Consider the following 12,837-nt stretch of genomic DNA (forward strand, 5'->3'; position numbering starts at 1 on the left):
CACAAACCAGGTGTAATCGATGATCAACCAAGTATGGCTAGTTCCTCCGTGAGCACGTCGGGTCAACTACGAATCTCACGCAAGCCCTTGCCCAATTTACGCCGCAACAGCGTCCGCAGCGTCACGCCATCGCGATAGCCCACTTGCTCGGCGATGCGGTCGATATTCTGGCCGCTGGTCTTGAGCAGGTGGACCGCGCGTTCGATGCGCAGGTCCTGCACATAATTCACCGGCGTCTTGCCCAGCACTTCCTGCAGGCGTCGCGCCAAGGTGCGTTTGCTGGTGGCCAGCGCTGCTGCCGCTGCCTCCAGGTTGAAGCCTTGCGCCAGGTTCTGCCTCACCCACCGGTCGAAGCTTGTCACCAAGGGGTCGGCATGGGCGAGATGGTCGGAGATCACATAGGCGGATTGCGCGGGCCGCGCATCCACCACCAGGTAGCGCGCCACCATTGCTGCCAGCTCCGGGCTCGCTTGCCGGATCAGGCTCAGCGACATGTCGAGGTGGCTGAGCGCTGCGCCGGCAGTAACGAATTGGCCAGACGCCACCACCATACGCTGCGCATCCAGCCGCACGTGTGGATAGCGCTGGCGGAACATCGGCGTCAACCACCAGGTGGTGGTCGCCTCCTCTCCATCCAGCAGGCCGCTTTCGGCCAGCACGAACGTTCCGATGCAGGCAGCAGCGATGCGTATGCCCTGCGCTGACCATTCGCGCAAAGCGGTTCCTGCCTCGGCGATCTCCGTGGTCCCCAGCGCGGCTTCGAGTGGTCCTGGCATCTTATGGCCGATAGCGGGCAGGATTACCAAATCCGGCGCCGGGGCTTGCGTCAAAGGCACCACCGGCACTTGCATACCCTGCGCGCTGCGCACTGTCGGACGGATGCCCGCCAGGGTGACGTGGAAGGCAGGCTGCGGAGATTCCAGCAATGGCGCCAGTTCATTGGCGGTGGTGAATGCGTCCAGCACCGCCGCGAGTCCGGTGTCGAATACGCTGTCGAGCGCTAGTACAGTAATCTGCATGGCAAGATCGGCATCAAAGCTGTCAATCGCGCCAGTGTCGCAGTGCGGCGACCGTCTGTAAAGTGCCTCCATCGCAGTTTCGCGATTAATCCAACAAGGAGATAAACATGATCAAGTACGCACTGTTCGCCCGCTTCGAAGCCAAGCCGGGCAAGGAAACCGCCGTCGCTGATTTCCTGCAAACCGGCCTGGAGCTGGCCAAGCAGGAGGCTGGCACCAAGTACTGGTTCGCCCTGCGGCTGTCCGAGCGCGTGTTTGGCGTCTTCGATGCCTTCGAAACGCAGGAAGCCCGCCAGGCCCACCTGAACGGTCCCATCGCCCAAGCCCTGATGGCGCAAGCGCCGGAGTTGTTCGCTTCGCCGCCGAGCATCGAGCCTATTGATGTGCTGGGGCTGAAGTCAGCTTAACCTCAAGTTAGCAGGGCACAAAGCGACAAGCGTGTGAACGTTTTTGCGCAGTCCCTGTCCAAGCAAAACCCGGCCTTCCCATTCGCTCAGAGTCGAGGCATCCGTGGGGAGGCCATATGGGCGGATCTGGGCGGAAGGGAATTTCAAGGACCTGCGCTCCAGCCTGGAGAACGGTTTCGCCGAGTGCCGGGCCGAGGCGAAAGCAACCAGGCGCTCCTCAACGTCGATGGTGAAGGTCGTCTTGCCGGCAAGCCTGCGCCAGGCTGGGCACCAGCAGCAACAGGCAGGCCAGCAGGACTCGCACCATCGCCCACCTCCATCATTCAAGCTGGTAGGCGTAGATATTGACGACGTTATAGGTGGTGTCGGGCACATACACGCGGCGGTCGCGCGCATAGATGAAGAACGGCATCCATACGCCGCCTGCTTCCGGATACTTCTTGAAGACGCGTTCTCCTGTCACAAACTCCAGCGTGTCCTCGCCGATGCGGAAGATCTTCAGCGCGCGGTTGACCAGGTCGTTCACAATCAGGTGCCCTTCCCTGTCCACGCAAAGGCTGGCCGGCAGGTAGAAGTTGGCTGCATGCTTCTGCAGGTCTTCGCAGTAGCCCGGCTTACCGTAGGACCAAAGGCTATTGCCCTGCCGGTCGAACACGCGGATGCAGTGGTTGAACTGGTCGCACACGAAGACCCGGTCCTGGGCGTCGATGGTTACGTCGCTTGGGGCAAACTTGGCCAGCGCTTCACCGTCATCCTCCCACTGGAAGTTCTTGACGAAGGAAACCAGGCCGGAGGGCTGCAGCTGCCACATGGAGATGCGGTTGTTGCCCGAGTCGGCGATGTAGATTTCGCCGTGGCTGTTCACTTCCAGCCCTTGCGGCGCTTTCAGGGTGCCGTCGCCGCCGATGCCGTCGCGGCCGAAGGGCAAGCCGTAGTTCAGCAGATGGCCGTTGGGGCCGAACTGGAACATGGATACGTTGCCTGCATTGAAATTGGTGATGAAGACGAGCGGCGTACCGGGGCAGATCTGGCCCAGCAAGGGCTGGTTTTCGGACGGGTAGTACACCGCCATCGCCAGGCCGCCGGGCATGAAGAAGCCGCGCATCATGTCTTGCAGCTGGGCGATCGGGTCGGCGGCGGTGTTGAACGTCTTCATGCACCAGTTGCCGGAGTCGATGTTGAAGGACGAGCTGGCAGCGTGTGCCAGCGGGTCCAGGCGGGCATGGTGCTTCAGCTGGTCGTACCAGTATTTATAGATGTTCGCGGTCGCGGTGGCCCAGCTGTCGATCCAGTTCAGCTGCGGCAAGGTGCCGCTGCCGGCGCGCGCGGGGTCGACGCCGATCACCGATGTCATGCAGTTGAACTGCGATGTGGCAGCCTTGATGGTCTGGTTGTCGCGCCGGTGGCCCACCGCGTCCAGCAGCACGGCTGCCTGGTCGCCGCCGTCGCGGTCGGGGGCAATGCGCATCTTCAGCACGATGGAGGCGAAGGGTTCGGTCACGTAGAACACATTGGGTTCAGCGGCTTCGCAAATCTGGTAAGGGCCGACGAAGATCGCGTCCTGCAGCGCGCCGTACACCATGTCGGCGATGGAGTGCGCCACTTGGGGCTTGGTGTTCCAGAGCGGTAGCATGCCGTCCACCACGGTCAGCAGCTTGCCTTCCGTGTCGTACACGGTGATCGAATCTTCCAGTTGGCCGGGCACGAAGATGCGGTCGTCGATCACGCATACCGAGCGCATGACGTTGAACTTGCCGATGCCGGTCGGGTCGCCAAAACTGTGCAGCAGCGAGGTCTCGCCCGGGCACTGCACTTTTTCGTCCTTGACCGGCCAGGCCGTGTCGATCTTGAGGATTTCGTAGTGGCCGGTGTTGGCCAGGTAGATATTGCCGTGCGCGTCGGACGCCAGGCCTTGCGGCCAAAGCAGGTCATGCACGCTGTTGGCGTCGTGCACGGCGCGGAACTGCAGCACGAACTTCCCTTCCGGCGTGAACTTGACGCAGCGGCTGTTGTCGCTGTCGTCGGTGTGGAAGAATTCATCGCTGACGTAGACAAAGTGTTTGCCGTTCGCTTCGCGCACAATGGTGATGCCATTCGGGTCGCTCAGCGGCGTAAAATTCTTGCCGTTGATGCCGTCCGCGGCGTCGCCGAAGGCGAACTGGAAGTCGACATTGTGCTCGTCGTATTCGAACACCACGACACGGCCATTGCCCATGTCGGTGCAATACATCAGGTCCTGCTCGGGGTGCGGGCACAGGTGGAACGGCATCAGCAGGCGGCGCGCCTGTTCGCTGCCGGCGCCGGGGGTGTCGATCACGTGCAGCAGCGTATTCAGGTCGGCGGTGAACACCAGCACCCGGCTGTTGCCGGTATCGCACACCCAGATATGGTTGTAGTGGTCGCGCGCAATGCCGACCGGTGAATTCATGGTGAAGTCTTCCGGCAGTTCGCCGCGAGCAGTCGAGCCCGGCAAAACGATCTCGCCATAATGCGTGACGTGATGAAATTTGGTCATGGCCTTCCCCGCCTGGTTGTTGAGCTTTCCAGTATCCGGGCTGCCGTAAAAAACAGCAACGCGGGCCATAAAGCCTGCAACGGCGGGGATTCGGGGCTAGCAGATGGCTAGGTGCCAGACCTGGCCTAAGGGAAGGAAATGACCTTCCGTTCGACGAAGCTCACGCTCCCGTCCGCTGCCTTGACCGCTTCCAGGATCAGGTAGGTGCCGGCGGTGGGGTCGCCACTGGCGTCGAAGTCGATCACGCTGCCCACGCCCTGGTAGTCGATATCGCGCCCGGCCTTGATGGCGGCCAGCGCTTGCGCGTACTGGCCGGGGTGGACCTGCAGCGCTGCCGCGCCGTCGGCGCGCGAGACGGAGGCCAGGTTGGCCAGCACCGCGCTGCGCGTGTTGGCGCCGCCCTGGGCCATGGCCAGGGCGATCAGGTAGACCGCGTCGTAGCCGGTGAAGGAGGTGCCTTCCGGCTCCAGGCCAACCGCCTTGACGAAGGCGCTGCGGTAGGCCGCGTAATCGGGCGAGTCGCGCGGGGCCGTGGGCGAAACTGCCTGCATGCCGATGCCGGCTTCACCGGCGTTGTTGAGGAAGGCGACGCCGAAGTTGCCGGCGCCATACAGGCGCGGCATCTGCGCCCCGAGCCTCTCTTTCAGGCCGCGGGCAATGCTGGCGCCATCGAGCGCGAAACCGGCAATGAAGACGGCGTCGGGCACGCCGTTGGCCAGCAAGGCTGTCAGTTCGGCGTCGAAACCGACCGTCTTGTTGGCCGGGTATTGCACCTTGGCCAGCGGCGGCAGGCCGCGCGCGGCCAGGCGGGCGCGCACCGCTTCGCTGGCGCCCTGCCCGAACACGTCGTCCACGTGCAGGATGGCGATGCGGCTGTGGCCCTGGGCCAGCATGTGGTCGGCCACCGCCGCGCCTTGCAGCACGTCGGAGGCGACGGTGCGCCATACCGTGCCGTTGTCGGCCAGGGTGGTGATCTGCGGCGAGGAGCCGCTGACAATGAAGGGCATGCCGGCGGCGATGGTGGCCTGCTGCGCTACGGGAATGGCGACGCGGCTGGAAAATGGTCCGAAGATGGCGGGCAAATCCATCGCCAGCAGTTCGCGGGCGCTCTGCACGCCGGTGTCGGCATCGAGTTTGTCGTCGCGCAGCACCAGCTCCAGGGGCTGGCCGTTCACGCCGCCGGCGGCGTTGATCTCCTGCACCGCCAGGCGCGCCGCGTACTCGACGAACTGGCCCTGGTTGGCGGCGCTGCCGGTGCGCGTGGTCAGCAGGCCGAGTTTTACCGTGCCGGGCGTGGTCACGGCGGCGGGGTTGGCATCGACCGAGGTGCCGCCGCCGCAACCGGCGAGCATCAGCGCCAGCGCCATTGCCAGCGCCAGGGTGGCCGCAGCGGGTGTCTTGCCGCACTTTTCCATGCTGTCCTCCGCTTAGAAACGGTAGCTGTAGCTGACGGTCGCCGTGCGCGGCTCGCCCGGCAGGTCGATGCCGCCGTAACCGGGTTCGGCGTACTGCCGGTCAAACAGGTTGCTGATGCGCAGGGCCAGCGTGTGGCGCCCGATGCTGCGCTGCCAGTTGGCGTCGGCCAGCGCGTAGGACGGCAACTGATAGGGCCGCAGCAGGTTTTCCTGGCTATTCACCTTGCTGGCGCGGCGCGGCGAGACGTGGCGCGCCGACAGCGCAAACTGCCCCAGCCCGGCGTGCAGTACCTGCCAGCTCAGGCGCGCCACCAGGCGCGGGTAGCTGGCGGTCGGCGTCACCTGCACCGCTTGCAGGCGCGGCTGGAAATGGTCGTCCGTATCGGCCCAGGCCAGCTGCGCGCGCCAGCGTTGCGCGCCGCGCTGCCACATCGCCTCGCCTTCCCAGCCCTTGCCTTCCTGCCGCCCGCTGTTCTGCGGCTGCAGGTTGGCGCCCAGCGGCAGCAGCTCGGTCTTGTCGCGCACCGTGAGCGTGTAGGCGTTGGCGGACAGCGCCAGTTCCGGCGTGGCCTGCCAGTGCAGGCTGGCTTCCGTGCTGGCCGAGGTTTCGGGACGCAGCGCGCGGTTGCCCAGCACCTCGCCGGCGTACAGCGGCTGGGCGTACAGCTGGCTGGCCGTGGGGGCTTTATAGGAAGTGCCGTGCAGCAACTTATAGTGCAGCGTGGGCGACAGGCTGCCGACCAGGGCGATGCGGTGGTTGGTGTCGGCGCCGAACACGCTGTGGCGGTCGCGCCGCACATTGGCGGTAACCCCGAGCCAGCCCCAGGGGCGGAAGCTGTATTGCAGGTAGGCGCCGGTATTGGTGATGCGCTCACGCGCCTCCTGGCCGGAGACCAGCGTGCGGCGCCCGCTGGCCACGTCCACACTGTAGACGCGCATGCGCTCCTCGGCGTCGCGGCTGCGGTCCAGCCCCAGCACCACGCTGTGCTGCTCGCCGAAGCGGCGCTGCACTTCCAGGTTGTAGGCTTGTTCGGAAAAGCCGATGGCGCGCTGCGGGTAGCTGGCCGCCGCGCCGAGCGACAGGCGCTCGCGCCCATCCGGCTCGCCCTCGGCATGGGCGGCGCTGGCGCGCAGGGTCCAGCTTTCCCAGCCGCGGTATTCGTGCTGCAGGCGCACGGTGCGCTGGTACAGCGCCAGGCGGTTGTCGCGGCTCAGGATGCCGAAGTCGAGGAACTGGGCGTCGCTGTCCAGGCGGTAGGCGTGCGCCATCAGGGTGGTGTCGTGCACATCGGCCGCGTAGCCCACGCGCAGCAGGGCGTTGCGCGGGCGCGTATCGTCGTCGCCCGAGGCGGTGGCGCCGGCGGCCGTGGTCGCGCGCCGGTACAGGGGCGAACTGGCGGGCAAGCCAACGTCCTTGCGTTGCAGCCCGGCGCCGGCCACGGATGCCATGAACTGCCAGGGGCCGTGGGCCGCCTGGGCATGCGCGGCCAGCGCGGCGCCGCGCTCGCCGCCCGCGCTGTAACTGGCGGTTACCGCATGCTGCCGCTGCTCGCCGCTGCGCGTGATGATGTTCACCACGCCGAGGAAGGCGTCGGCGCCGTACAGTGCAGAGGCGGGACCGCGCACCACCTCGATGCGTTCGACCGCTTCCATATTCAGCAGGCTGGGGCCGAGGAAGTTGCTGGCGTCGCTGCGGAAGGCCAGCGGCTGCCCGTCCAGCATGACTTTCAGTATGCGCGACCAGGCGCGCACGCCGGCGTTGATGCCGCGCACGCCGACATTGGGTGCCACGCGGTCGGAAATGGCGTACATGCCGGGCACCTGCACCAGCGCTTCGGCCACCGAGCGGTAGCCGAACTGGCGGATGTCTTCCGCCGTAATCACCGAGATCACCGCCGGGGCGTCGCGCGCCGACAGGGTTTGCCGGCTGGCGGTACTGAACGGCATGTCCAGCAGGGCTTCGACACTGACGTTGAACAAGTCCGTATCCAAAATGGCATCCTCCGGCAAGGTGACCGGGCAATAGTAGTCCTATTTTGCGCTGCAGCGCGACGCTTTTGGCTTGGGCACAACAATCTTTCAAATAGTCAAACGCGAATGGTGGCAAAGTTTATACTTGCTGGGATGCAGCCTGACCTTGTTTCAGTGACGCTCCGCTACGCCCTGCTGCTGGCGGCTTGCTGGCCGCCCATCCTGAACGCGCAGGCGTCGGTCTCGAAGGAACAGATCAAGGCCGCGCTGGTCTTCAATTTCATGAAATTTACGGAATGGCCGGCGGACCAGGGCAACGGCCCGCTGGTGCTGTGCCTGGCCAATGCCGACCGCCGCACCGAGGCGGCGTTCGGCCAGGTCAACGGCCGCACCATCGACAGCCGCACCATCCAGGTCCGGCCGGCCGCCACGCCGGATGTGGGCGCCTGCCACCTGCTCTACATCCAGGACAACACCGCGCGCGAGCTGCTGGAACGCGTCAGCGCCAGCTACCCCAAGGTGCTGACCGTGGGCGACCAGGACGACTTTACCGATGCGGGCGGCGCGATCGGGCTGGTGGAACTGAATGGCCGTGTCCAGTTCAAGGTGAACATGGACATGCTCAAGCGGGGCAACTACAAGGTCAGTTCGCAGTTGCTGAAACTGGCCGTCAATTTGCGCTGAAGGCGAGGAAGGGCATATGTGGCGCCGGCTCATGCTCAAACAGAAGATCACCTGGCTGGTGCTGGCCCTGTGCGCGGTCATGCTGCTGGTGTTCGAGCTGGTGTTCCTGCGCTCGCAGCAGACCACCCTCACCGCCCAGGCCCAGCGCTCGCTGGACGGCCTGGCCGAGATGATCGCCTACAGCAGCGCCGCCGCCCTCACCTTCGACGACCCGGAAGCCGGACGCCAGACCCTGGCGGCGCTGGCCAGCGTGCCGGAAGTGGTGCAGGCCACCGTCAGCCATCCCGGCGGCCGTGTGTTCGTCAGCTTCCAGGGCGCCGGCGCGGGCGGCGATGCCGGCAAGGTGCTGCTGGCGCGCGCGCCGGTGCGGCAGAAGGACGCGGTGATCGGCCAGGTCGAACTGCGCGGCTCCCTGCGCTATGTGGACCAGGCCATGCTGGACGCCATGCTGGCGGCCGGCATCCAGGGCCTGGCCGGCCTGCTCGGCGTGGGCCTGCTGGCCTGGTATATGGGCGGGCGCCTGGGCGCGCCCCTGCTGCGCCTGTCGCGCCTGGCCAATGCGGTCGGCACGCGCGGCGACTACAGCCTGCGCGCCGATCCGGGACGCGACCAGGACGAGGCGGCCCAGCTGGCGCGCCGCTTCAATGAAATGCTGGCGCAGATCGAGGCGCGCGATGCCGAGCTGGCGCGCCACCGCGACCACCTGGAACAGGAAATCGCGCACCGCACGGCCGACCTGGTGCGGGCGCGCGACGCGGCGGAAGCGGCCAGCCGCGCCAAGAGCGAGTTCCTGGCCATGATGAGCCATGAGATCCGCACGCCGCTGAACGGGGTGCTGGGCATGACCGACCTGCTCGGCAACACCGAGCTGGATGAGCGGCAGCGCCGCTTCGTGCGCATCGTGCGCCGCTCAGGCGACGACCTGCTGTCGCTGCTGAACGACCTGCTCGACTTTTCCAAGATCGAAGCCGGCCGCTTTGAGCTGGACGATGCGGCCTTCAGCCTGACGCTCTTACTGGAGAACGTGGCCGAGCGCTTTGCGCCGGTGGCGCACGGCAAGGGGCTGGAACTTAGCTGCGCGGCGCCCACGCGCGCCCTGATGCTGCGCGGCGACAGCAAGCGCCTGGGCCAGGTGCTGACCAACCTGCTGGCCAATGCCGTCAAGTTCACCGAGCGCGGACAGGTGGTGCTGCGCGCCGAGGCGGAGGATGCGCCGGGCGAACGCGCGCGCATCCATTTCTCCGTCAGCGACACCGGCATCGGCATCGCGGCCGACAAGCTGCCCATCCTGTTCGAAGCCTTCACCCAGGCCGACAGTTCGACCACGCGCCGCTTCGGCGGCACCGGCCTGGGGCTGGCCATCTCGCAGCGCCTGGTGGGGCTGATGGGCGGCGTCATCACGGTGCAGAGCAAGGAAGGCGTGGGCAGCGAGTTCGCCTTCACGCTGGAACTGCCGCGCGCGGCGGCCGTGCCGGACGAGCAGGAAGCCATGCTGGAGCCGATGCGGGTGCTGGTGGTGGACGACAATGAGGTGAACCTGGAAATCCTGACCGAGCAGCTGCATTCGTGGGGCTGCCGCGTGACCCAGGTGCAGGACGTGGCCGGGGCGCGCCAGGCGCTGGCGCGCAGCGTGCAGCCGTTCGAGCTGGTGATCACCGACATGATGATGCCGGACGAAGACGGCGCGGGCCTGGTCACCTATATGCAGCAACAGCCGCAGCTGGCGGCGGTGCCGGTCATCATGCTCAGTTCCGCCGGCATGCAGTGGCACGGCAGCGGCGAGGCCAACGCGCCGCAGGTGCTGACCAAGCCGGTGCGCCAGTCGGAACTGTACAACGCCCTGTGCCATGCCCTGCGCAAGGCGCCCGGCGGCAAAGACGCGCCGCGCCCGCGCGCGCGCCGCCTGCGCCTGTCCGGCCACGTGCTGCTGGCGGAAGACAACCTGGCCAACCAGGAGGTGGCGCTGGCCATGCTGCACAACCTGGGCGTCTCGGTGGAGGTGGCGGCCAACGGCATGGACGTGATCGCGCTGCTGGAGCGCCAGCAGTTCGACCTGATCCTGATGGATTGCCAGATGCCGGTGATGGACGGCTTCCAGGCCACCGCCGCCATCCGCGCGCGCGAGGGCAGCGAGCGCCACATCCCGATCGTGGCGCTGACCGCCAATGCGGTGGCGGGCGACCGCCAGCGCTGTCTGGCGGTGGGCATGGATGAATACCTGTCGAAGCCGTTCACCCAAGACCAGCTGGGCGACATGCTGCGGCGCTGGCTGGCGCCGGCCCCGGCGCGCGGCGCGCGCGCGGCTGCGGCCGGCCTCGCCGCGCCGGCGGCTGCGGACGCGGCGGGCGATGCCGGCGCCGCGCCCGCCGGGCTGCTGGAGGCCGAGGCGCTGGACACGCTGCGCCGGCTGCGTCCGGGCCTGCTGCGGCGCGTGGTGGACGCCTGGCTGGAGCAGTCGCCCGGACTGTATGAGGAGATGCAGCTGGCGGCGCGCACCAGCGACAGCGCCCTGCTCTACCGCGCCGCCCATTCGCTGAAAAACGGCTCGGCCAATGTCGGCGCGCGCCAGCTGTCGGAACTGTGCGCCGAGCTGGAACAGCGCGCCCGCCACGGCCAGCTGGACGAGCTGGAAGCGGCCATGGCCGAACTGGCGCGCTCATACCACGCCACCAGCGACGCCCTGCGCGCGCTGCAGGCGCGGGAGGCGTGATGGAGCGCCGCGCCAATCCGCTGGTGCTGGTGGTGGACGATGAGCTGGCGGCGCGCCTGATCACCCGCGCCACGCTGGAGGAAGGCGGCTTCGAGGTGGTGGAAGCTGCCAGCGCGGCGCAGGCCCTGGCGCTGTTCGAGGACTGCCACCCGGACGTGGTGCTGCTGGACGTGCTGTTGCCCGACGGCGACGGCGTGGCGCTGTGCGAGCGCATCCGCACCCTGCCGCACGGGCGCGACCTGCCGATCGCCATGGTCACCGGCGTCAACGACAACGAATCGATCCAGCGCGCCTACCAGAGCGGCGCCACCGACTTCATCACCAAGCCCATCGCCTGGGGCACGCTGGCGCACCGCACCCGCTTCCTGCTGCGCGCGCACCAGGCCATGCGCGAGCTGGCCCTGGGGGCCATGCGCATGCGGCTGGCCGCCAGCGTGTTCGAGGCCAGCAACGACGCCATCCTGATCTGCGACCGCCACAACCGCATCATCTCCACCAACGCCGCCTTCACCCGCATCAGCGGCCATCCGGCGCAGTCCGTGCTGGGCCAGGACCCGGCGCTGCTGTTCGCCGACGTGGGCGCCCGCATCCAGTACCAGACCATGTGGGAAACGCTGGCCGCCAACAATGCCTGGCAGGGCGAGTTCACCTGCCGCCGCCGCAACGGCGACACGTTCCCGGCCTGGTTCTCCATGAGCCTGTGCCGCGACGCCGAGGGCGAGCCGGAACACTACATCGCCCTGTTTACCGATATTTCGCTGCGCAAGGTGCAGGAGCAGCGCATCGCCCACCTGGCTTTCCACGACGAGCTGACCGGCCTGCCCAACCGGCGCCTGGTGGCCGACCGGCTGGCGGTGGCGCTGGCCCAAGGCAAGCGCGACGACAGCCAGGTGGCGGTGCTGTTCGTCGATATCGACCGCTTCAAGAACATCAACGACTCGCTCGGCCACGCCTGCGGCGACCAGCTGCTGCAACAGGTGGCGCAGCGCCTGCACGGCGCCCTGCGCGGCGGCGATACGGTGGGCCGCATGGGTGGCGACGAATTCGTGCTGCTGTGCCCCGGCGCCGGCCATGGCGCCGCCATCGCCGCGCGCGCCCAGGCCATGCTGGCGCACCTGGCCGAGCCCTATGAGGTGATGGGCATGCGCCTGCACGTTTCGGCCAGCATGGGCATTGCCTGCTACCCGGATGACGGCGACACGCCGGAAGTCCTGGTGCGCAATGCCGATGCCGCCATGTACCTGGCCAAGGAACAGGGCCGCAACAACTTCCAGTTCTATGCGCCGGAGCTGAACGCCAGCATCCTGTCGCGCCTGAAGCTGGAAATGGAACTGCGGCGCGCCCTGGAAGCCGGCCAGTTCGAGCTGTACTACCAGCCCAAGCTGGCCATGGCCGACGGCCGCCTGACCGGCGCCGAGGTGCTGATCCGCTGGCGCAACGACGAAGGGCAGCTGGTGCCGCCCAACCGCTTCATCCCGGTGGCCGAGGAGTGCGGCCTGATTGGCGCCATCGGCGACTGGGTGCTGGCCGAATCCTGCCGCCAGCACGCCGCCTGGCGCGCCGCCGGGCTGGCGGTGCCGGTGCTGGCGGTGAATGTCTCGGCGCGCCAGTTCGCGCAGCCGGAGTTCGCCGACAATATGGGCCGCATGCTGGCCGAACTGGGCACGCCGCCGGCGGCGATTGAACTGGAGCTGACCGAATCGATGCTGATGGCCGACGTGCGGCGCACCGCTGCCACGCTGGAGCGCTTGAAAGCACTCGGCTTTTCCATCGCCATCGACGATTTCGGCACCGGCTTCTCGAGCCTGAACTACCTGCGCCACTTCCGCCTGGACGTGCTGAAGATCGACCAGTCCTTCGTGCGCGAGCTGCTGCAGGACCGCGCCGCGCTGGCCATCGTGCAGTCCATCATCGCGCTGGCGCGCGCCCTCAGCCTGCAAACCGTGGCCGAGGGCGTGGAAACCGAAGCGCAGCGCGCCCTGCTGCAGGATCAGGGCTGCGACGCCATGCAAGGCTACCTGGTGGCGCGCCCGCTGCCGGCGGCCGACTTTGCCGCCTGGCTTCGGGCGTACAATAGGAACCTGACATGACCCAGCACGGCACCCACACCATCCCA

Annotated in this window: 8 protein-coding genes; 4 read left to right on the forward strand and 4 right to left on the reverse strand. The window is 67.2% G+C overall.

What is annotated here, in order from left to right; all coding sequences use genetic code 11:
* Positions 1–62: 62 nt before the first annotated feature.
* Positions 63–1,019 carry a GlxA family transcriptional regulator gene (locus tag ACE3TQ_RS08860; protein WP_374581759.1) on the reverse strand — a complete coding sequence of 319 codons (957 nt, stop codon included), beginning with the start codon at positions 1,017–1,019 and terminating at the stop codon, positions 63–65.
* 107 nt (positions 1,020–1,126) lie between these two features.
* On the opposite strand from ACE3TQ_RS08860, the gene ACE3TQ_RS08865 reads away from it, so the two are divergent.
* The gene (locus ACE3TQ_RS08865) at positions 1,127–1,426 is read left to right on the forward strand and encodes a putative quinol monooxygenase (protein ID WP_374581726.1); all 300 of its coding nucleotides are present in this window, start codon (positions 1,127–1,129) and stop codon (positions 1,424–1,426) included.
* A gap of 319 nt (positions 1,427–1,745) precedes the next feature.
* Here the strand turns inward: ACE3TQ_RS08865 and ACE3TQ_RS08870 are convergent, their stop codons facing one another.
* From ACE3TQ_RS08870 to ACE3TQ_RS08880, 3 genes are all read right to left on the reverse strand, one after another.
* Positions 1,746–3,941 (reverse strand): NHL repeat-containing protein, encoded by a 2,196-nt coding sequence (locus tag ACE3TQ_RS08870; protein WP_374581727.1) that lies wholly within the window; start codon positions 3,939–3,941, stop codon positions 1,746–1,748.
* A gap of 125 nt (positions 3,942–4,066) precedes the next feature.
* Positions 4,067–5,356, reverse strand: a complete 1,290-nt coding sequence (locus tag ACE3TQ_RS08875; RefSeq protein ID WP_374581729.1) for an ABC transporter substrate-binding protein — start codon at positions 5,354–5,356, stop codon at positions 4,067–4,069.
* A 12-nt stretch (positions 5,357–5,368) separates the two neighbouring features.
* On the reverse strand, positions 5,369–7,348 hold the full coding sequence (locus ACE3TQ_RS08880; RefSeq protein ID WP_374581730.1) for a TonB-dependent receptor plug domain-containing protein: 1,980 nt from the start codon (positions 7,346–7,348) through the stop codon (positions 5,369–5,371).
* A 153-nt stretch (positions 7,349–7,501) separates the two neighbouring features.
* On the opposite strand from ACE3TQ_RS08880, the gene ACE3TQ_RS08885 reads away from it, so the two are divergent.
* From ACE3TQ_RS08885 to ACE3TQ_RS08895, 3 genes are read left to right on the forward strand one after another with little or no spacing between them, the layout of a single operon-like run.
* Positions 7,502–8,011: a YfiR family protein gene (locus ACE3TQ_RS08885; RefSeq protein WP_374581732.1), complete on the forward strand. Its 510-nt coding sequence runs from the start codon at positions 7,502–7,504 to the stop codon at positions 8,009–8,011.
* Between the two features lie 16 nt (positions 8,012–8,027).
* On the forward strand, positions 8,028–10,721 hold the full coding sequence (locus ACE3TQ_RS08890; RefSeq protein WP_374581733.1) for a response regulator: 2,694 nt from the start codon (positions 8,028–8,030) through the stop codon (positions 10,719–10,721).
* On the forward strand, positions 10,721–12,811 hold the full coding sequence (locus tag ACE3TQ_RS08895; protein WP_374581734.1) for a putative bifunctional diguanylate cyclase/phosphodiesterase: 2,091 nt from the start codon (positions 10,721–10,723) through the stop codon (positions 12,809–12,811). The genes ACE3TQ_RS08890 and ACE3TQ_RS08895 overlap by 1 nt, the downstream gene beginning before the upstream one ends.
* Positions 12,812–12,837 lie beyond the last annotated feature (26 nt).

It is taken from the genome of Pseudoduganella sp., assembly GCF_041914865.1.
Taxonomy (GTDB): domain Bacteria; phylum Pseudomonadota; class Gammaproteobacteria; order Burkholderiales; family Burkholderiaceae_D; genus Rugamonas.

Bases quoted from the DNA above. Each gene is read 5' to 3' on its own strand.
- ACE3TQ_RS08875 (WP_374581729.1), bottom strand. From the start codon at position 5,356: ATGGAAAAGTGCGGCAAGACACCCGCTGCGGCCACCCTGGCGCTGGCA.
- ACE3TQ_RS08890 (WP_374581733.1), top strand. From the start codon at position 8,028: ATGTGGCGCCGGCTCATGCTCAAACAGAAGATCACCTGGCTGGTGCTG.
- ACE3TQ_RS08870 (WP_374581727.1), bottom strand. From the start codon at position 3,941: ATGACCAAATTTCATCACGTCACGCATTATGGCGAGATCGTTTTGCCG.
- ACE3TQ_RS08895 (WP_374581734.1), top strand. From the start codon at position 10,721: ATGGAGCGCCGCGCCAATCCGCTGGTGCTGGTGGTGGACGATGAGCTG.
- ACE3TQ_RS08860 (WP_374581759.1), bottom strand. From the start codon at position 1,019: ATGCAGATTACTGTACTAGCGCTCGACAGCGTATTCGACACCGGACTC.
- ACE3TQ_RS08865 (WP_374581726.1), top strand. From the start codon at position 1,127: ATGATCAAGTACGCACTGTTCGCCCGCTTCGAAGCCAAGCCGGGCAAG.